The following is a 23,841-nucleotide window of genomic DNA, read 5'->3' on the forward strand; positions in this document are numbered from 1 at the left end:
CCTTCGCGGGCACGCCCGCTCCCACAGGGGTTAGCTATTACCTGTGGGAGCGGGCGTGCCCGCGAAGGGCCGCAAAGCGGCCCCAATATCACGCAACCTCGGCCGTGGTCTCGAAGTCGAACACCAGTTCGCCATCGCGCAGGTCGATGTGCACCACACCGCCATGCTCGGCCAGTTCACCAAACAGGATCTCCTCGGCCAGCGGCCGCTTGATCTTGTCCTGGATCAGCCGCGCCATTGGCCGCGCACCCATCTGTGCGTCATAGCCCGCCACCGCCAGCCAGCCGCGTGCATCATCGCTGACCTCCAGCAGTACCCGCTTGTCTTCCAGCTGCGCCTGCAGTTCGATAAGGAACTTGTCGACGATGCTCTTGATCGTCTCGGTGCTCAGGCGGCCGAACTGGATGATGGTATCCAGGCGGTTACGGAACTCTGGCGTGAAGCTCTTGCGGATAACTTCCATGGCATCGGACGCATGGTCCTGATGAGTGAAGCCGATCGAGGCCCGCGCCGCGGTTTCCGCGCCAGCGTTGGTGGTCATGATCAGGATCACGTTACGGAAGTCGGCCTTGCGCCCGTTGTTGTCGGTCAGGGTACCGTGGTCCATCACCTGCAGCAGCAGGTTGAAGACTTCCGGGTGGGCCTTCTCGATTTCGTCAAGCAGCAATACGCAGTGCGGTTGCTTGGTAATTGCCTCGGTCAGCAAGCCACCCTGGTCGAAACCGACATAACCAGGAGGCGCACCGATCAGGCGCGACACGGTGTGGCGCTCCATGTACTCGGACATGTCGAACCGCACCAGTTCCACGCCCAGCGCCTTGGCCAGCTGCCGCGCCGCTTCGGTCTTGCCGACGCCGGTAGGGCCGGCGAACAGGAACGAACCGACAGGTTTGTCTGGCGACTTCAGGCCAGCACGGGACAGCTTGATGGCAGTGGACAGCGAGTCGATGGCCTGGTCCTGACCGAATACGGTCAGCTTCAGGTCACGCTCAAGGTTACGCAGCAGCTCCTTGTCGGAACTGGTGACGTGTTTCGGCGGAATCCGCGCGATCTTGGCGACGATGTCTTCGACTTGCGGCACGTCGATACGCTTGACGCGGTTGGCCTCTGGCTGCAGGCGTTGGTAGGCGCCCGCTTCGTCGATCACATCGATGGCTTTGTCCGGCATGTGCCGGTCATTGATGTAGCGCGAAGCCAGTTCGGCAGCGGCGCGCAGGGCTTCGTCGCTGTACTCGATGTTGTGGTGGCTCTCGAAACGCCCTTTCAGCCCGCGCAGGATGCCCACGGTGTCTTCGACCGACGGCTCACTGACATCCACCTTCTGGAAGCGCCGCGCCAGGGCACGGTCCTTCTCGAAGATGCCGCGGAACTCCTGGAACGTGGTGGAGCCGATGCAACGGATCTCCCCCGACGACAGCAACGGCTTGAGCAGGTTGGAGGCATCCATCACCCCGCCCGACGCCGCACCGGCACCGATGATGGTGTGGATTTCGTCGATGAACAGGATCGCCTGCGGGCGCTTGCGCAGTTCGCCGAGCAGCGCCTTGAAGCGCTTCTCGAAGTCGCCACGGTATTTGGTACCGGCCAGAAGCGCGCCCAGGTCGAGCGAGTACACCACGCTTTGTGCCAGCAGGTCGGGCACCTGGCCATCGACAATGCGCTTGGCCAGGCCTTCGGCGATGGCCGTCTTGCCGACCCCCGCCTCACCCACCAGCAACGGGTTGTTCTTGCGCCGGCGCGCCAGGATCTGCGCCACGCGCTCCACTTCCTGCTCGCGACCCACCAGCGGGTCGATACGGCCAGCACGGGCCAGCTCGTTCAGGTTGCTGGCATAGGCGTCCAGCGGGTTGCTCGAAGAGGAGGTTTCGCCACCCTCTTCGTCCTGCATGTCCTGGTCGCTTTCAGATTGCGAACCATGCCCCGGCACCTTGGAGATGCCATGGGCGATGTAGTTGACCACGTCGATACGGGCCACGCTCTGCTGCTTGAGCAGGAACACGGCCTGGCTTTCCTGTTCGCTGAAGATCGCCACCAGCACGTTGGCGCCGGTCACTTCGCGCTTGCCAGAGCTTTGCACGTGGAACACGGCACGCTGCAGCACACGCTGGAAGCCCAGGGTTGGCTGGGTTTCACGGTCTTCGTCGTTGACAGGGATCAACGGCGTGGTGGAATCGATGAACTCTTGCAGGTCGTGCTTGAGCTTGTCGAGATTGGCGCCACAGGCGCGCAGAACGGTCGCGGCAGCCTCATTGTCAAGGAGTGCCAACAGCAGATGTTCGACGGTCATGAACTCATGACGCTTCGAACGAGCCTCCTTGAAGGCCAGATTGAGGGTGACTTCGAGCTCGCGGTTTAACATAGCTTCACCTCATACCCAAGTGGTCGGCGATTAACCGTCCTTCTCGATTTCACAGAGTAGCGGATGCTGGCTTTCCCTGGCGTATTGGTTGACCTGCATAGCCTTTGTTTCGGCGATGTCACGGGTAAACAATCCGCACACTGCCCGCCCCTCGGTATGGACGGTCAGCATGATCTTGGTCGCCAGCTCGCGGTTCAGATTGAAGAACGTCTCGAGCACTTCGACGACGAAATCCATTGGCGTGTAGTCATCGTTGAACAAAACCACCTTGTACATCGGTGGCGCCTGCAGGATCGGCTTGGCTTCCTGAACTGCAAGACCTGAGCCGTCGTCCTCATTCGATTGCGGGCGATCCTGATTGAATGTTAGTCGAATCTCACTAGGTGCATGCATGGAAAGAATTTCATCATGAGCGTCAGGTTAAAGTAGTGGGTTGACCGCACAGGCCACCGCCAGCGCAGGCGCCGGGCGACCTTGACTATCGGCAAAACGGTGTTACAACCAATAAGAACCCACCGTGGTCGATAAAGATCCGCGCAGTCAACCAGATTTTTCGCAAGGTTCGTATGCGGATGAAGTGGATGATACTCCAGTGATGGAGTCCTTTGCAGAGGGACGTAGGGATGACAAGCGGTAAAGTCAAGTGGTTCAACAATGCCAAGGGCTACGGATTCATCAACGAGGAAGGTAAATCCGATGACCTGTTCGCCCATTACTCGGCCATCCGGATGGACGGATACAAAACCCTCAAGGCTGGCCAGGCTGTGGTGTTCGACATCGTCCAGGGCCCCAAAGGCTTGCACGCGGTCGAAATCAAGGATGCCGCCGCGGCAGCAGCAGAAACCGCCAGAACCTTAAGTGAGTCCCATAGCGAAACCGTGAAGGCCTGATCCTCTGCTGCCTGCCGGTATACGAAAAAATCGGCCGCCTCTTTAACGAGGCGGCCGGTTTTATATTGCCTTACATATGCTTGATCATTGCATCACCAAAGCCTGAGCTGCCCACCAGCGTGGCGCCGTCCATCAGCCGCTCGAAGTCGTAGGTCACGGTCTTGGCCCCAATTGCACCGTTGGTGCCCTTGATGATCAGGTCGGCCGCCTCGGCCCACCCCATGTGCCGCAGCATCATTTCTGCCGAGAGAATCACCGAGCCCGGGTTGACCTTGTCCTGCCCTGCATACTTGGGCGCAGTGCCGTGGGTGGCCTCGAACATGGCCACGGTGTCGGACAGGTTGGCGCCCGGCGCAATGCCGATACCGCCCACTTCCGCCGCCAGGGCGTCGGACAGGTAGTCACCGTTGAGGTTGAGGGTGGCGATCACGTCGTATTCGGCCGGGCGCAGCAGGATTTGTTGCAGCATGGCGTCGGCGATGGCGTCCTTGACGATGACCTCGCGGCCGGTCTTGGGGTTCTTGAACTTCATCCACGGGCCGCCGTCGAGCAGTTCGGCACCGAACTCATCCCGGGCCACTTCGTAGCCCCAGTCCTTGAAGGCCCCTTCGGTGAACTTCATGATGTTACCCTTGTGCACCAGGGTCAGCGACTCGCGGTCGTTGTCCACCACGTATTGCAGGGCCTTGCGCACCAGGCGCTTGGTGCCCTCTTTCGAAACGGGCTTCACGCCAATGCCGCAGTCCTGGTCGAAGCGGATCTTGGTGACCCCCATTTCCTCCTTGAGGAACTTGATCACCTTGTTGGCCTCGGGCGAGCCGGCCTTCCATTCGATACCGGCATAGATGTCTTCGGAGTTCTCGCGGAAGATCACCATGTCGACGTCGCCGGGCTTTTTCACCGGGCTGGGTACGCCCTGGAACCACAGCACCGGGCGCAGGCACACGTACAGGTCCAACTGCTGGCGCAAGGCCACGTTGAGCGAACGGATACCCCCACCCACCGGCGTGGTCAGCGGGCCCTTGATCGACACCACGTAATCGCGCACGGCATCGAGGGTTTCCTGGGGTAGCCAGGTGTCCTGGTCGTACACCTGGGTGGCTTTTTCGCCGGCATACACTTCCATCCAGGCGATCTTGCGCTTGCCGCCGTAGGCTTTCTGCACGGCGGCGTCGACCACCTTGATCATCACTGGCGAGACATCGACACCGATCCCGTCGCCTTCAATATAAGGAATGATGGGGTTATCAGGCACATTGAGCGAATGGTCTGCATTGACGGTGATCTTGGTGCCGTCGGTCGGAACCTTGATTTTCTGGTATCCCATGCTTGCACTACTCCGCTTTCGGGTGTGGTTTGGAAATCATGCGATGCAATGAGCCTAAACCACATCTGCCGACCTGCAAGGCATGCGACAACCCGCCACATTGCCGCTACGTCTTTGGTCTTATAAATGGGCCGATATCACTTGGCCTTGCTGATTAGCCCGAATGGTTTGGTATACTCCGCCGCGACCGAAGGGTCATCGGGGCGAATCCCAGGAAAATGCGGACCGCCCTAGGCCATGAATGGCCGTAAAGCCTGGGTTGTTACCGCACCCCAGCACTTGACGCTCGACTGATGCATCCACCATCACCGCTCGCAGCCTCTCGACTTTCCGCTCATGGCGTTGCCAGGGCGATGCGCCTACCCTGCGCACCACGAGACTCGAGCACGCTCAGCACACAGAGAGTTAACCCGCATGCCCACCCGTTCCAAGATCATCTATACCTTCACCGACGAAGCCCCCGCCCTCGCCACCTACTCGCTGCTGCCGATCATCGAAGCGTTCACCGCTTCGGCTGACATCGCCGTCGAAACCCGCGACATCTCCCTGGCCGGCCGTATCCTTGCCGCCTTCCCGGAGCAACTGGGCGCAGAGAAGCAAGTAGGCGATCACCTGGCGGAACTGGGCCAACTGGCTACCACCCCTGAAGCCAACATCATCAAGCTGCCGAACATCAGCGCCTCGGTACCGCAGCTCAAGGCCGCGATCAAGGAACTGCAAGGCAAGGGCTTCAACATCCCTGACTACGCCGACGATCCGGCCACCGCGGAAGAAAAAGAGTCCCGCGCCCGCTACGACCGCATCAAGGGTTCGGCCGTGAACCCGGTACTGCGCGAAGGCAACTCCGACCGCCGCGCACCGCTGTCGGTGAAGAACTACGCCCGCAAGCACCCGCACAAGATGGGCGCCTGGGCCGCCGACTCCAAGTCGCACGTTGCCCACATGACCCAGGGCGACTTCTACGGCAGCGAGAAAGCCGCACTGATCGAAGCTGACGACAGCCTGCGCATCGAGCTGGTTGCCAAAGACGGCAACACCACCGTCCTGAAAGAAAAGACCGCCGTCAAGGCCGCCGAAATCATCGACTGCGCCACCATGAGCCGCAAGGCCCTGAAAGCCTTCATCGCCGAGCAGATCGCCGATGCCAAGGCCTCCGGCGTGCTGCTGTCGGTGCACCTGAAAGCCACCATGATGAAGGTTTCCGACCCGATCATGTTCGGCGTGATCGTCGAAGAGTTCTACAACGACGTGCTGGCCAAGCACGCCGCAGCCCTGGCAGACGTAGGCTTCAACGCCAACAACGGCATCGGCGACCTGTACGCCCGCATCAAGGACCTGCCAGCCGACAAGCAGGCCGAGATCGAAGCCGACATCCAGGCCCTGTACGCCCAGCGTCCAGCCCTGGCCATGGTCAACTCCGACAAAGGCATCACCAACCTGCACGTGCCGAGCGACGTCATCGTCGACGCCTCGATGCCGGCCATGATCCGTGACTCGGGCAAGATGTGGAACACCGCTGGCGAACTGCAAGACGCCAAGGCCGTGATCCCGGACCGCTGCTACGCCGGCATCTACCAGGCCACCATCGAAGACTGCAAGCAACACGGCGCCTTCGACCCGACCACCATGGGCAGCGTACCGAACGTTGGCCTGATGGCACAAAAGGCCGAAGAGTACGGTTCCCACGACAAGACCTTCCAGATCAAGGCCGACGGCGTGGTACGCGTGGTCGATGGCAAGGGCAACGTCGTGCTGGAGCAGAACGTCGAAGCCGGTGACATCTTCCGCATGTGCCAGACCAAAGACGCGCCGATCCAGGACTGGGTCAAGCTGGCCGTCAACCGTGCCCGCCTGAGCAACACCCCGGCGGTGTTCTGGCTGGACCCGGCCCGCGCCCACGACGGCGTGATGATCGAGAAGGTACAGAAGTACCTGAAGGATCACGACACTGCCGGCCTGGACATCCGTGTTCTGGCCCCGGTCGACGCCATCAAGTTCTCCCTGGCCCGCATCCGCGAAGGCAAGGACACCATCTCGGTGACCGGCAACGTGCTGCGCGACTACCTGACCGACCTGTTCCCGATCATGGAACTGGGCACCAGCGCCAAGATGCTGTCGATCGTGCCGCTGATGAACGGCGGTGGCCTGTTCGAAACCGGCGCCGGCGGTTCGGCACCGAAGCACGTGCAGCAGCTGGTTGAAGAGAACTTCCTGCGTTGGGACTCGCTGGGTGAATTCCTGGCCCTGGCTGCTTCCCTGGAGCACCTGGGCAACACCTACGACAACCCGCGCGCCAAGGTACTGGCCAACACCCTGGACCAGGCCACCGGCAAGTTCCTCGACACCAACAAGTCGCCTTCGCGCAAAGTCGGCGGTATCGACAACCGCGGCAGCCACTTCTACCTGACCCTGTACTGGGCCCAGGCCCTGGCTGCCCAGGCTGACGACGCTGCCCTGCAGGCTCGCTTCGCCCCACTGGCAAAAACCCTGACCGAGAACGAGGAGACCATCGTCGCCGAGCTCAACGCCGTTCAGGGCAAGCCGGCCGACATCGGTGGCTACTACGCCCCGGATGCCGAGCTGACCGCCAAGGTGATGCGCCCAAGCCAGACCCTGAACAGCGCCATTGCTGCCCTGTAAGGTTCGCTTGAAGTAACAGCCCAAACCCCGGCCACGCACCGGGGTTTGTGCTTTCTGGAGTTTGGGGCTGCTGTGCAGCCCTTCGCGGGCTTGCCCGCTCCCACAGGAAAGGTGCTGCCTGCAAGGCCTGCACTGCACCTGTGGGAGCGGGCAAGCCCGCGAAGGACCGCAAAGCGGTCCCGACAATCTGAAAGGAAACCGCGAATGACCTGGCAACCCCACATCACCGTCGCCACCATCGTCGAACACGATGGCAAGTTCCTCTTCGTCGAAGAGTTCAAAGCCAACCAGCACGTGTTCAACCAACCCGCCGGCCACCTCGAACCCAATGAAACCTTGCCCCAGGCCGCCCTGCGCGAAACCCTGGAAGAAACCGCCTGGGAAGTCGAGCTCACCGGTGTGGTCGGCATCTACCTGTACACCGCCCCCAGCAACGGCGTGACCTACCAGCGCATCTGCTTCGCCGCCCGCCCCGTACGCCACCACGCCGACCTGGCCCTGGACAGCGACATCGTCCGCGCCGTGTGGCTGACCCGCGACGAACTGCTCGCCGACCCCGCCCGCTGGCGCAGCGAGCTGGTGCCGCGCTGCCTCGACGACTACCTCAAAGGCCCCTTGCACAGCCTCGAACTGCTACGCGACTGACGCAACGCCACGGGTTTGATAAACTCGGCGTTTTTCCCCTCTGATACACACCGGTACCCATGACCAGCCCAGCACTCAAAGACCCCGCCAAGACCCGCGTCATCGTCGGCATGTCCGGCGGCGTGGACTCTTCCGTCTCCGCCCTTCTGCTCATGGAGCAGGGCTACCAGGTGGAAGGGCTGTTCATGAAGAACTGGGAAGAAGACGACGGCACCGAATACTGCACCGCCCGCGAAGACCTGGCCGACGCCCAGGCCGTGTGCGACCGCATCGGCATCAAGCTGCACACCGCCAACTTCGCCGCCGAATACTGGGACAACGTGTTCGAGCATTTCCTTGAAGAGTACAAGGCCGGCCGAACCCCCAACCCCGACATCCTCTGCAACCGCGAAATCAAGTTCAAGGCGTTCCTCGACTACGCCCTGTCGCTGGGTGCCGACCTGATCGCCACCGGCCACTACGTGCGCCGCCGCGACACCGGCGAACTGACCGAACTGCTCAAGGGCCTGGACCCGAACAAGGACCAGAGCTACTTCCTGCACGCCGTCGGCGGCAAGGAAATCGCCCGCACGCTGTTCCCGGTCGGCGAGCTGGAAAAACCCGAAGTACGTGCCATCGCCGAAAAGCACGGCCTGGCCACCGCCAAGAAGAAGGACTCCACCGGCATCTGCTTCATTGGCGAGCGCCGCTTCAGCGACTTCCTCAAGCAGTACCTGCCAGCCCAGCCGGGCAACATCGAAACCACCGAGGGTGAAGTGATCGGCCGCCACCATGGGCTGATGTACCACACCATCGGCCAGCGCCAGGGGCTGGGCATCGGCGGCCTGAAGGATGCCGGTGACGAGCCGTGGTACGTGCTGCACAAAGACCTCACCCGCAACGTGCTGGTGGTTGGCCAGGGCAACGAACACCCATGGCTGTTCTCCCGCGCCCTGCTCGCCTCGGAAATCTTCTGGGTCAACCCGATAGACCTCAGCAGCCCGCGCCAGCTGACGGCCAAGGTGCGCTACCGCCAGAGCGACCAGCAGTGCACCCTGGAACTCACCGAAACCGGCTACCGCGCCGTGTTCGACGAGCCGCAGCGCGCCGTCACCCCGGGCCAGTCGGTGGTGTTCTACGACGGTGAAGTGTGCCTGGGCGGCGGCGTGATCGAAGCTGCCGAGCCGTGGAGCCCCCGCGCATGAGCAACCTGCAGGAGCAGCTGATTGCGCTGGGCGGGGTATTCCAGGCTGCCGTGCTGGTCGACCGCATCGCCCGCACCGGCCAGGCCAGCGAGGCCAACATTGGCTGCATGCTTGGCAGCCTGCTGGTGCGTGACCCCAAGGACACCCTTGAGGTGTTCGGCGGTGACGACCTGAACCTGCGTGACGGCTACCGCGCGCTGGTCGGCGCCCTGGAGCGCGACCCCAGCAGCCTGCAACGCGAGCCACTGCGCTATGCCCTGTCGATGCTCGGCCTGGAGCGCCAGCTGAACAAGCGTGGCGACCTGCTCGACACCATCGGCAACCGCCTGCCGCAAATCCAGTCCCAGGCTGACCATTTTGGCCTGGTTCATGAAAACGTCATTGCTTCCAGTGGAGCCTTGTACCAGGACACGCTCAGCACTTTGCGCCAGCGTATTCAGGTGCACGGCGACATGCGCTTCCTGCAGCAACCCAACAACGCCTCGAAGATCCGCGCCCTGCTGCTGGCCGGTATCCGCGCCGCGCGCCTGTGGCGCCAGCTGGGCGGGCACCGCTGGCAGCTGGTATTCAGCCGGCGCAAGCTGCTGAACGAACTGTACGACATGATGCGCAGCCCCAACTGAAGGGCTGAGCTGGCGCTTTGTGGGAGCGGGCGTGCCCGCGAAGCAGGCGACTCGGTGGATGGCACCGGCTACGCCGGTGTTCGCGGGCGCGCCCGCTCCCACAGGGTCTGGCAGCAGATTCAAATTGGCCCGACCTTTGGTCAGCCACCCGACTCGGGCGCAAATTTCATGTATGATATGCGCCCTTCCAAAAGCCTGACTGTCCGAGAACACCCCATGCAGCTTTCTTCGCTCACTGCGGTTTCCCCTGTAGACGGCCGTTATGCCGGCAAAACCCAGGCCTTGCGCCCCATCTTCAGCGAATTCGGCCTGATCCGTTTCCGCGCCCTGGTCGAAGTGCGCTGGTTGCAGCGCCTGGCCGCTCACCCGCAGATCGGCGAAGTGCCGGCGTTCTCCGCCGAAGCCAATGCCCTGCTGGACACCCTGGCCACCGATTTCAAGCTGGAGCACGCCGAGCGCGTCAAGGAAATCGAGCGCACCACCAACCACGACGTCAAGGCGATCGAATACCTCCTCAAGGAGCAGGCCGCCCAGCTGCCTGAGCTGGCCAAGGTCAGCGAGTTCATCCACTTCGCCTGCACCAGCGAGGACATCAACAACCTGTCCCACGCCCTGATGCTGCGCGCCGGTCGTGACGACGTGCTGCTGCCGCTGATGCGCCAGATCGCCGACGCCATCCGCGCCCTGGCCCACGCCCACGCCGACGTGCCGATGCTGTCGCGCACCCACGGCCAGCCGGCCTCGCCGACCACCCTGGGCAAGGAACTGGCCAACGTCGTGTACCGCCTGGAGCGCCAGATCGCCCAGGTTGCCGCCGTACCGCTGCTGGGCAAGATCAACGGCGCCGTGGGCAACTACAACGCTCACCTGTCGGCTTACTCGCAAATCGACTGGGAAGCCAACGCCCGCGCCTTCATCGAAGACGAACTGGGCCTGCAGTTCAACCCGTACACCACCCAGATCGAGCCGCACGACTACATCGCCGAGCTGTTCGACGCCATCGCCCGCTTCAACACCATCCTGATCGACTTCGACCGTGATGTGTGGGGCTACATCTCGTTGGGCTACTTCAAGCAGAAGACCGTTGCCGGCGAAATCGGCTCGTCGACCATGCCGCACAAGGTCAACCCGATCGACTTCGAAAACTCCGAAGGCAACCTGGGTATCGCCAACGCGCTGTTCCAGCACCTGGCCAGCAAGCTGCCGATCTCGCGCTGGCAGCGTGACCTGACCGACTCCACCGTGCTGCGCAACCTGGGCGTGGGCTTTGCCCACAGCGTCATCGCCTACGAAGCCAGCCTGAAAGGCATCGGCAAGCTGGAAGTCAACGAAGCCCGCATCGCCGCCGACCTGGACGCTTGCTGGGAAGTACTGGCCGAGCCAATCCAGACTGTAATGCGCCGCTTCAACATCGAAAACCCCTACGAGAAGCTCAAAGAGCTGACCCGTGGCAAGGGCATCACCCCGGACGCGCTGCTGACCTTCATCGACGGCCTGGACATGCCAGCCGACGCCAAGGCCGAGCTCAAGCAGCTGACCCCCGCTACCTACATCGGTAACGCGGCAGCGCAGGCCAAACGCATCTAAGCTGACCGTCGCGTACAACGCCCGGCCTGGCCGGGCGTTTTTATTCCCGTACGAAAATTACGTTTTTTCAATAGGTTGAACATGAATCCTGATACTCCACTGCAGCTGCTCGGCGGCATCTCGGCCCGCGAATTCATGCGCGACTACTGGCAGAAGAAGCCGCTGCTGGTGCGCCAGGCCTTCCCGGACTTCATCAGCCCGATCGACCCCGACGAACTGGCCGGCCTGGCCCTGGAAGAAGAAGTCGAGTCGCGTATCGTGCTGGAGCACGGCGCCCACCCATGGGAGCTGCGCCGCGGCCCGTTCAACGAAGACACCTTCGGCGAACTGCCTGAAAAGGACTGGACCCTGCTGGTGCAAGCCGTGGACCAGTTCGTCCCAGAGGTGGCAGAGCTGCTGGAAAACTTCCGCTTCCTGCCCAGCTGGCGTATCGATGACGTGATGATCAGCTATGCCGCCCCGGGTGGCAGCGTTGGCCCGCACTTCGACAACTACGACGTGTTCCTGCTGCAAGGCCACGGCGAGCGCAACTGGAAGATCGGCCAGATGTGCGACAGCGACAGCCCGCTGCTGGAACACGCCGACCTGCGTATCCTGGCTGAGTTCGAACAGAGCGGCGAGTGGACCCTGGAACCGGGCGACATGCTCTACCTGCCACCGCGCCTGGCCCACTACGGCGTGGCCGTGGACGACTGCCTGACCTACTCGGTCGGCTTCCGCGCCCCTAGCGCCGCCGAAGTGCTGACCCACTTCACCGACTTCCTGGGCCAATTCCTGCCCGACGAAGAGCGCTACAGCGACGCCGACGCCCAGCCGGTAAGTGACCCGCACCAGATCCAGCACGACGCCCTGGACCGCCTCAAGGCGCTGCTCGACAAGCACATGAACGACAAGGACCTGCTGCTGACCTGGTTCGGCCAGTTCATGACCGAGCCGCGCTACCCGGAGCAGGTTGCCGGCGAAGTGCTGAGTGAAGAGGAGCTGGTAAAAGCCCTGGAAGATGGCGCCATCCTGATCCGCAACCCGAGCGCACGCCTGGCCTGGTCCGAACTCAACGACGACCTGATGCTGTTCGCCAGCGGTCGCAGCTGCCCGCTGCCGGCCAAACTGCGCGAGTTGCTGAAGCTGGTGTGCGCGGCCGATGCCCTGCACATCGACAACCTGGCAGAGTGGCTGGAAGACGAAGATGGCCTTATGCTAGTGCAGCAGCTGGTCCAACAAGGAAGCCTGGGATTCGCCGATGAATAAAATCCGTGTGCGCCTCGCCGACTGGCACAAGGACAATGCCGACATCCGCCGTATCCGCGAAGCGGTGTTCATTGCCGAACAGCACGTGCCACCTGAGCTGGAGTGGGACTCGGACGACCCGAGCGCAGTGCACTTCCTGGCCCTGGAAGGCGACTACCCCATCGGCACCGCCCGCCTGCTGCCTGATGGCACCATTGGCCGGGTTTCGGTACTGAAAGACTGGCGCGGGCTGAAGGTAGGTGATGCACTGATGAACGCAGTGATCGCCGAAGCGCAGAACCGCGACCTGAAGCAGCAGATGCTCAGCGCCCAGGTACACGCCACCCCGTTCTACGAGCGACTGGGCTTTCGCGTAGTCAGCGAAGAGTTCCTCGAAGCAGGCATTCCGCACGTGGACATGGTGCGCGACTCGCGCGCCTGATACCTGTACCGGCCTCTTCGCGGGCTTGCCCGCTCCCACAGGGACCCCACAGCTATTGAATGCTGTGCAGTCCCCGTGGGAGCGGGCAAGCCCGCGAAGAGGCCGGCACAGCCGAATACATGCCTACTGACAAAAACCTGTACATCCATCCAGATAAAGCTTGCCTCCGCGCCCCTGCTTGCGCATCCTAGTGCCCATCCCCCCCCGATGAAGCGTTCCCGGCCATGCGCCTGTTCCTCTGCGAAAAACCCTCCCAGGCAAAAGACATCGCCAAAGTGCTCGGCGCCACCCGCAAGGGCGACGGCTGCTGGCAAGGCACCGACGTCTGCGTAACCTGGTGCATCGGCCACCTGCTGGAAACCGCCCCGCCCGACAGCTACGACGAACGCTACAAGCGCTGGAACCTCGCCGACCTGCCGATCATCCCGGACAAGTGGAAAATGCTGGTCAAGCCCAAGACCGCCAGCCAGTTCAAGGCAGTCAAGCGCCTGCTCGGCGAAGCGCGGGAGCTGGTAATCGCCACTGATGCCGACCGCGAAGGCGAAATGATCGCCCGCGAACTGGTGGAACATTGCCGCTACCGCGGCCCGGTGCAGCGCTTGTGGCTGTCGGCACTGGATGACGCCTCAATCCGCAAGGCCCTGGCACGCCTGCTGCCGGGCCACGAAACCTTCAACCTGTACCACTCGGCCCTGGGCCGCTCGCGTGCCGACTGGCTGATCGGCATGAACATGAGCCGGCTGTTCACCTTGCTGGGGCGCCAATCCGGCTACCAGGGCGTGTTGCCGGTAGGCCGGGTGCAAACACCCACCTTGCGCCTGGTGGTCGACCGCGACCGCAGCATCGCCGACTTCGTGCCGGTGCCGTTCTGGGCCATCGATGTACAGCTGGAGCATGCCGGCCAAAACTTCAACGCCCAATGGCGCGCCCCCGAAGGCGCCTGCGACGATCAGGGCCGTTGCCTGAACCAGGCCCTGGCACAACAAGCCGCCACCGACATCGGCAGTGCCGGCACTGCCCGGGCCATCAAGGTTGCCACCGAGCGCGTACGCGAAGCCGCACCGCTGCCCTTCGATCTGGGTACACTGCAGGAGCTGTGCTCGAAGAAGTTCGGCCTCGGTGCCCAGGAAACCCTCGACATCGCCCAGGCCCTGTACGAAACCCACAAGCTGATCACCTACCCGCGCAGCGATTGCGGTTATCTGCCGCAAAGCCAGCACGCCGAAGCGCCGGCCATCCTTGCCGCCCTGCAACGGGCCGATGCCAGCCTGGTGCCGCTGCAGCCCTACCTGGAGCCGCAACGCCGCTCGCGGGCATGGAACGACGCCAAGGTCAGCGCCCACCACGGCATCATCCCCACCGCCGCCGCCAGCGACCCGTCGCGCCTGCCGGCCAAGCACAAGGCGGTGTATACCCTGATCCGCGCCCGCTACCTGGCGCAGTTCCTGCCCAACCATGAGTACGACCGCACCCAGGCCGATTTCGACTGTGCCGGCCATGCCCTGCGCGCCGTGGGCAAGCAAATTGTCGAGCCGGGCTGGCGCCGCGCCCTGCCCGAGGCGTTGACCCCGGCCAAGGGCCGCGAGGCACCACCGGCCCAGGTGCTGCCAACGCTGCGTGAAGGCCAGGACTGCAATGTGCAAGGCCTGCAATTGAAGGACTTGTGGACCCAGCCGCCCAAGCCCTTCACTGAAGGCGACCTGATCAAGGCCATGAAAAACGTGGCCAAGCTGGTGGACGACCCACGCCTGAAGCAGAAGCTCAAGGAAACCACCGGCATCGGTACCGAGGCCACCCGCGCCAGCATCATCCAGGGCCTGCTCGACCGCGGCTACCTGGTGAAGAACGGCAAGGCGCTGTCGGCCACGCCAGCGGCCTTCAGCCTGATCGATGCCGTGCCCCGTGCCATCGCCGACCCTGGCACCACGGCCATCTGGGAGCAGGCGCTGGACATGGTGCAGGGTGGTGAGATGAGCCTTGAAGAGTTCGTTGCCCGGCAATCGGCGTGGATGGGCAAGCTGGTCGAGCGGTGTAGCGGCATGCGCATGACCATCAGCGGCCCGGCGGCGGGGGCTGCGCCGCCGTGGAAGAAGAAGCGGCGCGGTGGCGGGAAAGGTAAAACAGCTGGCAGCAAGTCGGCCGCCAGCAAGCCGCGTCAGCCCCGAAAAAAAGCGACAACCTGAACATTCTGCATCGCCTTTACTGGCCTCTTCGCGGGCGCGCCCGCTCCCACAGGAATTTCACAAGGCCTGAAGCCTATGCAGTACCTGTGGGAGCGGGCATGCCCGCGAAGAGGTCTGTACAGGCAATACATCACGACCAGGCAAACCACAAATTGGACTGACACATTGGCAGCATGAAATTTACCTGCTAAGTTTTCATGAAAATAATCAAAATAATTTTCACGAGACCTCTGCATGTTCAAACAGTCCGCCCAGCACGTCGCCAGCTATTACGCCCAGACCTACCCCGCCCACATCCCCCTGCGCCCTACCCTGCAAGGCACCCACGACACCGATGTGCTGATCATCGGCGCCGGTTTCAGCGGCCTGCATACCGCCCTGCGGCTTACCCAGGCCGGCAAGCGCGTAACACTGCTGGAGGCCAGCCGCGTGGCCTGGGCTGCCTCCGGGCGCAATGGTGGCCAGGCACTGCTGGGCTGGTCGTGCGACATGCCGCCACTGGAAAAGGCCTTGGGCGTGGAACGCACCCGGCGCCTGTGGGCCAGCATGTGCTGGGCCGCTGACGAAATGCGCGCGCTCCCCCAGCGCCACGGCTTCGATGTCGATTACCGGCAGGGCAGCCTATGGACCGCCGTGCTACCGCGCCGGGTGAAACTGCTTGAAGAAGCCTTGCAAGAGGCTGAACACAAATGGGGCTACGACGCCCTGCGCCTGATCGGCCGAGAAGAGCTGCCGCAATGGGTCGACAGCCCACGCTACCAGGCTGCGCTCTACGATGCCAAAGGCGCCCACCTCAACCCACTCAAACTGGCCCAAGGCCTGGCCAGCACCATCGAGGCTGCGGGCGGGCGCATCTACGAACAGAGCCAGGTGCTCAGCTATCAACAGGCTGGCGACGGCCATGTCGCCCGTACCGACCGGGGCGAAGTACGCTGCCAGGTGGTGGTGCTGGCCTGCAACGCCTACATCGACCGCCTCGACCGCAGCCTGTCGCGGCGCCTGTTGCCGGTCGGCTCCTACCAGGTGGCCACCGCACCACTGGGCGCCGACCTCGCCCGTTCGCTGCTGCCGCGCAACAGTTGCGTGATCGACAACCAGTTCGTGCCCGACTACTTCCGCCTTACCCCAGACCACCGCCTGCTGTTCGGCGGCGGCTGCACCTACCTGGGCGGCATTCCCAAGGATGTCGCCCGCGCCACCCGCCCGTACCTGGAGCGGGTGTTCCCGCAACTGGCCGGGGTGGCCATCGAGTATGCCTGGGGCGGCCATATCGACTGCAGCCTCCAGCGTACGCCGGACGTCGGTCGCGACGGGCAGCGCTATTGGCTGCAAGGCTTCTCCGGGCATGGCGTACTGCCGACCCTGGCCGCAGCGCGGGCGGTCAGCGATGCCATTCTTGGCGATGACGACCTGCTTGAGTTGTACCAGGGCATCGACAACGGCCGCTTCCCCGGCGGCGACCTGCTCGCCGCCCCGCTGGAAGCCGCCGCCAAGGCCTGGTACCGCATGCGCGACCGCGTCTGATTAGTTGACACAATTCCCCTGTGGGAGCGGGCATGCCCGCCAAACAAGCGGCGCGGTGGATGGCACCGGCTTTGCCGGTGTTCGCGGGCTCGCCCGCTCCCACAGGGGACCGTGCAAGTCCGCACCCCACAATCTCCAATACCCAGCAAAATCCCTCCTATTCTCAATAGCTCCCTTCGCTTCCTGCACTCAGGAGACACGACCATGAGCTATGTAACCACGAAGGACGGCGTACAGATCTTCTACAAGGACTGGGGCCCGCGCGACGCACCGGTCATCCACTTCCACCACGGCTGGCCGCTTAGCGCGGACGACTGGGACGCACAGATGCTGTTCTTCCTCGCCCAGGGTTTCCGCGTGGTCGCCCACGACCGCCGTGGCCATGGGCGTTCCAGCCAGGTGTGGGATGGCCACGACATGGACCACTACGCCGACGACACTGCGGCCGTGGTTGCCCACCTGGGCACCCAAGGTGCTGTGCATGTCGGCCACTCGACCGGCGGTGGTGAAGTGGTGCGCTACATAGCCCGCCACCCCGAGGACAAAGTGGCCAAGGCGGTGCTGATCGCTGCCGTGCCGCCCCTGATGGTGCAAACACCCGATAACCCCGGTGGCCTGCCCAAGTCGGTGTTCGATGGTTTCCAGGCCCAGGTCGCCAACAACCGCGCACAGTTCTACCGGGATGTACCGGCCGGCCCGTTCTACGGCTACAACCGCCCCGGTGTCGAAGCCAGCGAAGGCATCATCGGCAACTGGTGGCGCCAAGGCATGATCGGCAGCGCCAAAGCCCACTACGATGGCATCGTGGCGTTTTCGCAGACGGATTTCACTGAAGATTTGAAAAGCATTACTCAACCGGTATTGGTGATGCATGGGGATGATGACCAGATCGTGCCGTACGAGAACTCGGGGCCGCTCTCGGCGAAGTTGCTGCCTAATGGCACATTGAAGACCTACAAGGGCTACCCGCATGGCATGCCGACTACTCACGCCGATGTGATCAACGCGGATTTGCTGGCGTTTATCCGCAGCTGATGTGATCGCCTGTACCGGCCTCTTCGCGGGCACGCCCGCTCCCACAGGTTACGTGCACACTCAAAGTCTTGTGCAGTACCTGTGGGAGCGGGCGAGCCCGCGAAAGGGCCGGCACTGGCAACACACCCCTCCCAGGATTACCATATCGCCCTTCTAGTGCGGCCCTTTGCTGCCTCCCTGCCTGCCAAAACCCCATGCCCTTCGAACTTACCGTAGAACCCCTCACCCTGCTGGTCCTGGCCCTGGTCGCCTTCGTCGCCGGTTTCATCGATGCCATCGCCGGTGGCGGCGGCTTGCTCACCACCCCGGCCCTGCTCACCGCTGGCATGCCACCGCACCTGGTGCTGGGCACCAACAAACTCAGCTCCACCTTTGGCTCTGCCACCGCAGGTTTCACCTACTACAAGCGCAAACTGTTCCACCCGGCCCAGTGGCGCCCGGCATTGTTCGCCACCTTGGCCGGGGCATTGCTCGGCGCGGTCATCGCCCACTACATGCCCGCTGAATGGCTGAACAAGATGCTGCCGGTGATAGTCTTCGCCTGTGGCATCTACCTGCTGTTCGGCGGCACACCCAAGGCGCCGCTCGATGCCGATGCACCGATCAAGAAGAAATGGCAGATGCCGCAAGGCTTCACCCTGGGTTTCTACGATGGCGTGGCCGGCCCTGGCACCGGGGCCTTCTGGACGGTCAGTACCCTGCTGCTATACCCCATCGACCTGGTCCGCGCCAGCGGCGTGGCGCGCAGCATGAACTTCGTCAGCAACATCGCGGCGCTGACGGTGTTCATCATTTCCGGGCAGGTGGACTACATCGTCGGCCTGTGCATGGGCCTGTCGGTGATGGTCGGCGCCTTCTTCGGTGCACGCACGGCGATCAGTGGCGGCAGCAAGTTCATTCGCCCTGTGTTCATCACCGTGGTGCTGGCACTGACTGTGCGCTTAGCGTGGCAGCACTGGTTCGGCCAGGCCTAACCGACGAGCCACATACAAATCGATCAGGTACCGGGCAATCGACCGCCCGGCCGGCAGCGGCGGCAGATCGTGGACGCTGAACCACTGAGCGTCCTCGATCTCGTCCGGCTGCATGACAATGTCGCCACCCGCGTATTCGGCATGGAAACCGAGCATCATCGAATGCGGGAACGGCCAGCACTGGCTACCGACGTACTGGATGTTCTGCACCTCCACCGCCACTTCTTCGCGCACTTCGCGCACCAGGCAGTCCTCGGCCGACTCGCCCGGCTCGGCAAAGCCTGCCAGGGTGCTGTACACCCCAGTGACGAAGCGCGGCGAGCGCGCCAGCAGGATTTCGTCGCCACGGGTGACCAGCACGATCATGCTCGGCGAGATCCGCGGGTAGCTACGCAGGTCGCACGGCTGACAATACATCGCCCGCTCCCAACGGATTTGCGCCATGGCCTGCCCGCAGTTGCCGCAAAAGCGGTGCTCGCGGGCCCAGGTGCCGATCTGCGCGGCATAACCCAGCACCTTGTAGGTGTCGAAATCACCTTCGAGCATGAAGGTACGCAGGCCGCGCCAGCTGCACCCAGGCATCTCGGTAGCGCTGCGCAGTTCCAGCAGGAACACTGGCTGGCCGTCGAAATGGCCGATGCCGTGCTCGCACAGTACATCGAGGTCCTGGCGCTTGAGCCAGTCGCGAGGAAACAGCGCGCCGTTGTCGTCCACCAGGAACCCTTCCGGGCTGCGGGCCACGGCCAGCCCCCCGGTGATCTGCGGATCGAGTACTGCGGTAGTCCAGCGTGCTGACATGTCGGGGGGTTCCTTGACTGCGCGTCCCCCGGCCCGATCAGTCGGCGAACGTCGGTTTCTGTTTGCTCATGTGCGCCGTCACGGCCACACGCAGGTCTTCGGACTGCAGCATCGCGGCGTTCCAGGTGGCGATGTAGTCCAGGCCATCGTCAATGCGATGGTCACGCATGTAGCTGAGCATTTCCTTGGTGCCGGCCACAGCGATCGGCGATTTTGCGGCAATCTCGCGGGCGATGGCAAAGACCCCGTCGAGCAATGCGGCCTGATCATCATAGACCCGGTTGACCAGGCCGATGCGCAGGGCTTCGTCCGCCGCAACGTTACGCCCGGTGAAGGCCAGCTCACGCATCATGCCGTCGCCGATGATACGTGGCAAACGTTGCAGTGTGCCGACATCGGCGGCCATGCCCATGTCGATTTCCTTGATCGAGAACTGGGCATCGCTGCTGCAATAGCGCATGTCGCAGGCGGAGACCAGGTCGATTGCGCCACCGATGCAGTAGCCCTGCACCGCAGCCAGTACCGGCTTGCGGCATTTGTCCACGGCCGTGAACGAGGCTTGCAGGCGCTGGATGGTACCGCGCAGGAAGCGTGCATTGCGGCCCACGTCCTTGCCCATCTGCCCGGCCAGCGATGCCAGCATCATCAGGTCGATACCGGCAGAAAAATGCTTGCCGGCACCGCTGATCACCACTGCGCGCACCGCATCGGTGTCGTCGATCCACTGGAAGATGTCGATGATCTCCTCCCAGAAGGCAGCGTTCATCGCGTTGACCTTTTCCGGGCGGTTGATCTGAACGTGGGCGATACTGTCGGTCAGTTCGACCTTGAATGCGCTGTATTCGGTCACGGGCGGCACTCCTGTGGGTGGGGGGTTCATGGCAGGGATGGTAACCCAGCCCGATGACCGCACTTGTGCCAAAAGCGGGACTGCACGCCTTGCCTAAGGCGTGCCGACCCTGAAGCGTTTCCGTTGCAGATGACCACGCCGCAGGCGCTGTACCAAGTGTCGATTTTGCCTTTTGCCATTCGACTACCCTGAAAGCAGCCACCGGCGCTGCCAACAGGAGAGTCCCCATGCGCAAACTCATCGTAGCGGCCTTCATCAGCCTCGACGGCGTCATGCAAGCCCCCGGCGGCCCGCAGGAAGACACCAGCGGTGGCTTCACCTACGGCGGCTGGATCGTACCCTACGCCGAGGAAGTCTTCGGCCAGGCTATGCAGGCGCTGTTCAGCCAGCCTTTCGAGCTGCTGCTGGGCCGACGCACCTATGACATCTTTGCCAGTTACTGGCCAAACATCAAAGACAACTCGGAAGACTTCTCCATCGCCAACCTGTTCAACCGTGTGCCCAAGCATGTAGCCACCCACACTCCGGGCAGCCTCGAATGGCACAACAGCCACGCCTTGGGCGCGGACATCACTGCGGCGGTACGCACACTCAAACAGCAGGGCGGCGCCGACCTGCTGACCCAGGGTAGCGCCGAACTGGTGCAGCAACTGCTGGCCGCCGGCCTGGTCGATGAACTGCAACTGCTGATTCACCCGCTGCTACTGGGCCACGGCAAGCGCCTGTTCGGCGACGACGCGGCAGCGGCAGCCTTCACCCTGCAACACTCACAGGTTACGCCCGCCGGCGTGATCATCGCCCGCTACGTGCGCGCCGGCCAGGTGCAGACTGGCTCGTTCGACTGAATGAAATTGCGTACAACTTTTGCCCCGCGCCCGCATCGAAACACAGGTAAGCCCCCAATCCGTTCCAAGGAGGTTCACCATGGCGCTACGCACCCCGCTGCTGCTGTCCTGCATCACCCTGGCCCTGCTTGGCTGCGCCGGCAATGATCACCCGGCGCCGCCGCGTACCCAGCAGGTCGACCTGCAACGCTATCAGGGCACCTGGTATGAGCTGGCGCGGCTGCCGATGTTCTTCCAGCGCAACTGCGTGCAATCCGAGGCGCACTATGGCCTGCGTACCGATGGCCGCATAGACGTGACCAACCGCTGCCTGGAAAAGGACGGCCAGTGGAATGAAGCCAAGGGCATTGCCGAGGCCCAGCAACCGGGCAGCACCGACAAGTTGTGGGTGCGCTTCGACAACTGGTTCAGCCGCCTGGCACCGGGCCTGACCAAGGGCGAATACTGGGTGCTGTACCACGACAAGGACTACCGCGTGGCGCTGGTCGGCCACCCCAACCGCGAATACCTGTGGCTGCTGTCGCGCACGCCTGCGGTCACCGACCAGCAACGCGAGCAACTGCTGACCATTGCACGGGATCAAGGCTATGACACCGGGAAGCTCATCTGGCGGCAGGCAGACTAGCAGGCCGTCGACGGCGGGCGGCAATCCGGCTAAGGTGTGCGCCCTTTTATCACCTCGAAGGAACGAGCCCGTTGAGCACCCAGCCGCTGCAAGCACCCCGTATCCGTTTTCTGGCCCTGTGCGTGTTCCATCACCAAGGCAGGATCCTGGTCAATGTCTTCGACGACCCGGCCACAGGGCAGACGCTATGCCGCCCACTGGGTGGCGGTATCGAGTTCGGTGAACTGGGCCGCGATGCCATCGCCCGGGAAATCATTGAGGAGCTCGGCCAGCCGATCAGCGATATACGATTGCTTGGCACTCTGGAAAGCCTGTTTACCTATGCCGGCACACCAGGGCATGAGATTGTGCAGGTGTACGATGCGCGCTTCGACGACGCCAGCCTGTACCAGCAAGACTGGCTGGACGGCCAGGAGTCTGACAACAGCCCGTTCCGTGCCCGCTGGTGCGACAGCGCCGACTTCACGCGGACAGGCCCCTTGGTGCCACAAGGGTTGCAGGCGCTGCTGCACGAGCTGTCGCTGTTGAGCTAGGAGCCTGAGCATGGACCTGCTGTTCCTGGGCACCTCCGCCGGGGTGCCGACCAAGGCGCGTAATGTCAGCGCCACAGCCGTGATCGAAGCCAGTGGCAGCCACTGGTACCTGGTCGACTGCGGCGAAGGCACCCAGCACCAACTGCTGCACACCCCGCTGTCGATCCGCGACCTGCGCGCCATCTTCATCACCCATGTGCACGGCGATCACTGCTTTGGCCTGCCCGGCCTGCTGGCCAGCGCCGGCATGAGCGGGCGCACCCAGCCGCTGGAGCTGGTCCTGCCCGCAGCGCTGCATGAGTGGGTACGCCAGGGCCTGGCGGCCAGCGACACCTTCCTGCCGTTCGAGCTTCGCCTGCTGGCCGTGGAGGACCTGGCCGAATGGCGCAGCGAGACCCTGCAAGTGACCACCGTGCAGTTGTCACACCGGGTACCGAGCGTCGCTTTCGTATTTACCGAACTCAACCCGGAGCCTCGCCTGGACACCCAGCGCCTGGAAGCCGAAGGCATCCCACGCGGCCCGATATGGGGCCAACTGGCCAAAGGCCTGAAGGCGCAGCATGGCGGGCAGTGGCTGAACGGTAACGACTACTTGCGCCCTTCGCGCCCGCCGCGCCGGGTGGTGGTGTGCGGGGACAACGACAACCCCGAACTGCTGGCCGATGCCGCCAAAGGCGCGGATGTGCTGGTGCATGAAGCCACGTTCACCCAGGCAGTGGTCGAGCGTACCGGGCTCACCTTCGGCCACAGCACGGCAGCAGCGGTGGCGCGCTTTGCCGAAGCGGCGGGCGTGCGCAACCTGGTGCTGACACACTTCAGCGCCCGCTACCAGAACGACCCCAGGCGCAGCCCGAATATCGATAACGTACGTGACGAAGCCCTCGCCCACTACCACGGGCAACTGACCCTGGCGCAGGACCTGAAGCGCTATCACATGGGGCACAATGGCTGTCTTGAGCCGGCCGAATGAATTAGCATTGCCGGTTTTTCCAAAAGGACTTGGCCATGCAGCGTATCGTGATTCTGGGCAACGCCGGCAGCGGTAAATCGACCCTGGCCCGGCAGATTGGCACCCGCCTGGGCTCGCCGGTGATACACCTGGACACCTTGTTCTGGGAGGCGGGTTGGGTAGAACCGGATGCCGGCATTTTCCGCAACCGGGTACGCGATGCGGTTGCCGGGGATGCGTGGGTGTGCGAGGGCAACTACAGCCGACGCACCTTCGACCTGCGCTTGCCACGGGCCGACCTCGTTATCTGGCTGGATACACCACGGCTGACATGCCTGAAGCGGGTCATCCTGCGCAGCGTGCTGAACAAGCCACGGCCGGACCTGCCGGCGGGGTGTACAGAGCGCCTGGACCGGGCGTTTCTGACCTTTTTGAAGTTTGTATGGACGTTCGACCGGGGCTATCGGCCAGGGATCGAGGCGAACCGCCAGGCGATCGGGCCACAGGTGCCGGTGGTGCATTTGCGGGGCGGGCGGCAGATTGCGGCGTTTCTCGAAAGCCTTTCACTGCCTGTTCCGGCCTGATCGCCGGCAAGCCAGCT

General features: G+C 63.3%; 22 protein-coding genes. 17 read left to right on the forward strand and 5 right to left on the reverse strand.

Features of this window, described 5'->3' with window-relative positions; all coding sequences use genetic code 11:
- Positions 1–88: 88 nt before the first annotated feature.
- Both clpA and clpS read right to left on the reverse strand, forming a co-directional pair.
- Entirely contained in the window at positions 89–2,359 is a 2,271-nt protein-coding gene (gene clpA, locus ACFY9W_RS22785; protein ID WP_391135054.1) for an ATP-dependent Clp protease ATP-binding subunit ClpA, read from the reverse strand.
- A 30-nt stretch (positions 2,360–2,389) separates the two neighbouring features.
- Positions 2,390–2,752: an ATP-dependent Clp protease adapter ClpS gene (clpS, locus tag ACFY9W_RS22790; protein ID WP_013973290.1), complete on the reverse strand. Its 363-nt coding sequence runs from the start codon at positions 2,750–2,752 to the stop codon at positions 2,390–2,392.
- A 230-nt stretch (positions 2,753–2,982) separates the two neighbouring features.
- On the opposite strand from clpS, the gene cspD reads away from it, so the two are divergent.
- On the forward strand, positions 2,983–3,249 hold the full coding sequence (cspD, locus tag ACFY9W_RS22795) for a cold shock domain-containing protein CspD (RefSeq protein WP_391135058.1): 267 nt from the start codon (positions 2,983–2,985) through the stop codon (positions 3,247–3,249).
- Positions 3,250–3,319: 70 nt separating this feature from the next.
- On the opposite strand, the gene icd is transcribed toward cspD, so the two are convergent.
- Positions 3,320–4,576 (reverse strand): NADP-dependent isocitrate dehydrogenase, encoded by a 1,257-nt coding sequence (gene icd / locus ACFY9W_RS22800; RefSeq protein ID WP_391135061.1) that lies wholly within the window; start codon positions 4,574–4,576, stop codon positions 3,320–3,322.
- Between the two features lie 414 nt (positions 4,577–4,990).
- On the opposite strand from icd, the gene ACFY9W_RS22805 reads away from it, so the two are divergent.
- The 11 genes from ACFY9W_RS22805 (at position 4,991) to ACFY9W_RS22855 (ending at position 18,640) form a co-directional block, all read left to right on the forward strand.
- Positions 4,991–7,216 (forward strand): NADP-dependent isocitrate dehydrogenase, encoded by a 2,226-nt coding sequence (locus ACFY9W_RS22805; RefSeq protein WP_391135064.1) that lies wholly within the window; start codon positions 4,991–4,993, stop codon positions 7,214–7,216.
- A 204-nt stretch (positions 7,217–7,420) separates the two neighbouring features.
- The gene (locus tag ACFY9W_RS22810; protein WP_391135067.1) at positions 7,421–7,861 is read left to right on the forward strand and encodes an NUDIX domain-containing protein; all 441 of its coding nucleotides are present in this window, start codon (positions 7,421–7,423) and stop codon (positions 7,859–7,861) included.
- 59 nt (positions 7,862–7,920) lie between these two features.
- Positions 7,921–9,045 carry a tRNA 2-thiouridine(34) synthase MnmA gene (gene mnmA, locus ACFY9W_RS22815; protein WP_391135070.1) on the forward strand — a complete coding sequence of 375 codons (1,125 nt, stop codon included), beginning with the start codon at positions 7,921–7,923 and terminating at the stop codon, positions 9,043–9,045.
- On the forward strand, positions 9,042–9,668 hold the full coding sequence (gene hflD / locus ACFY9W_RS22820; protein ID WP_391135073.1) for a high frequency lysogenization protein HflD: 627 nt from the start codon (positions 9,042–9,044) through the stop codon (positions 9,666–9,668). Before mnmA ends, hflD begins: the two co-directional genes overlap by 4 nt.
- Before the next feature lie 216 nt (positions 9,669–9,884).
- On the forward strand, positions 9,885–11,255 hold the full coding sequence (gene purB, locus ACFY9W_RS22825) for an adenylosuccinate lyase (protein WP_391135076.1): 1,371 nt from the start codon (positions 9,885–9,887) through the stop codon (positions 11,253–11,255).
- A gap of 81 nt (positions 11,256–11,336) precedes the next feature.
- Positions 11,337–12,503 (forward strand): JmjC domain-containing protein, encoded by a 1,167-nt coding sequence (locus ACFY9W_RS22830; protein WP_391135079.1) that lies wholly within the window; start codon positions 11,337–11,339, stop codon positions 12,501–12,503.
- A complete protein-coding gene (locus ACFY9W_RS22835; RefSeq protein ID WP_391135082.1) occupies positions 12,496–12,924 on the forward strand; it encodes a GNAT family N-acetyltransferase in 429 nt (142 codons plus the stop codon). Before ACFY9W_RS22830 ends, ACFY9W_RS22835 begins: the two co-directional genes overlap by 8 nt.
- Before the next feature lie 224 nt (positions 12,925–13,148).
- Positions 13,149–15,107, forward strand: a complete 1,959-nt coding sequence (locus tag ACFY9W_RS22840; protein ID WP_391135085.1) for a DNA topoisomerase 3 — start codon at positions 13,149–13,151, stop codon at positions 15,105–15,107.
- Between the two features lie 234 nt (positions 15,108–15,341).
- On the forward strand, positions 15,342–16,631 hold the full coding sequence (locus tag ACFY9W_RS22845) for an FAD-dependent oxidoreductase (protein ID WP_391135088.1): 1,290 nt from the start codon (positions 15,342–15,344) through the stop codon (positions 16,629–16,631).
- Between the two features lie 204 nt (positions 16,632–16,835).
- Entirely contained in the window at positions 16,836–17,666 is an 831-nt protein-coding gene (locus tag ACFY9W_RS22850; protein ID WP_391135091.1) for an alpha/beta fold hydrolase, read from the forward strand.
- Between the two features lie 194 nt (positions 17,667–17,860).
- Entirely contained in the window at positions 17,861–18,640 is a 780-nt protein-coding gene (locus ACFY9W_RS22855) for a TSUP family transporter (protein WP_391135094.1), read from the forward strand.
- On the opposite strand, the gene nudC is transcribed toward ACFY9W_RS22855, so the two are convergent.
- Together nudC and ACFY9W_RS22865 are read right to left on the reverse strand one after the other, a co-directional pair.
- Complete coding sequence (gene nudC, locus ACFY9W_RS22860; RefSeq protein WP_391135097.1) at positions 18,608–19,438, reverse strand: NAD(+) diphosphatase; 831 nt, start codon at positions 19,436–19,438, stop codon at positions 18,608–18,610. The genes ACFY9W_RS22855 and nudC overlap by 33 nt on opposite strands.
- Before the next feature lie 37 nt (positions 19,439–19,475).
- Complete coding sequence (locus ACFY9W_RS22865; RefSeq protein ID WP_391135100.1) at positions 19,476–20,288, reverse strand: crotonase/enoyl-CoA hydratase family protein; 813 nt, start codon at positions 20,286–20,288, stop codon at positions 19,476–19,478.
- Between the two features lie 227 nt (positions 20,289–20,515).
- Between ACFY9W_RS22865 and ACFY9W_RS22870 the strand changes: the two genes are divergently transcribed.
- The 5 genes from ACFY9W_RS22870 to ACFY9W_RS22890 all read left to right on the forward strand — a co-directional run bounded on the left by ACFY9W_RS22870 (position 20,516) and on the right by ACFY9W_RS22890 (position 23,824).
- A complete protein-coding gene (locus tag ACFY9W_RS22870) occupies positions 20,516–21,133 on the forward strand; it encodes a dihydrofolate reductase family protein (protein ID WP_391135103.1) in 618 nt (205 codons plus the stop codon).
- Positions 21,134–21,212: 79 nt separating this feature from the next.
- Complete coding sequence (locus ACFY9W_RS22875; protein WP_391135106.1) at positions 21,213–21,758, forward strand: lipocalin family protein; 546 nt, start codon at positions 21,213–21,215, stop codon at positions 21,756–21,758.
- Between the two features lie 86 nt (positions 21,759–21,844).
- Positions 21,845–22,291, forward strand: coding sequence for an NUDIX domain-containing protein (locus ACFY9W_RS22880; protein ID WP_391135210.1), 447 nt, complete (start codon positions 21,845–21,847; stop codon positions 22,289–22,291).
- Between the two features lie 10 nt (positions 22,292–22,301).
- On the forward strand, positions 22,302–23,261 hold the full coding sequence (locus tag ACFY9W_RS22885) for an MBL fold metallo-hydrolase (protein ID WP_391135108.1): 960 nt from the start codon (positions 22,302–22,304) through the stop codon (positions 23,259–23,261).
- Between the two features lie 35 nt (positions 23,262–23,296).
- Positions 23,297–23,824, forward strand: coding sequence for an AAA family ATPase (locus ACFY9W_RS22890; protein WP_391135111.1), 528 nt, complete (start codon positions 23,297–23,299; stop codon positions 23,822–23,824).
- The last annotated feature ends 17 nt before the right edge of the window (positions 23,825–23,841 follow it).

The sequence above is a fragment of the Pseudomonas sp. NPDC008258 genome (assembly GCF_042956345.1).
Classification (GTDB): domain Bacteria; phylum Pseudomonadota; class Gammaproteobacteria; order Pseudomonadales; family Pseudomonadaceae; genus Aquipseudomonas.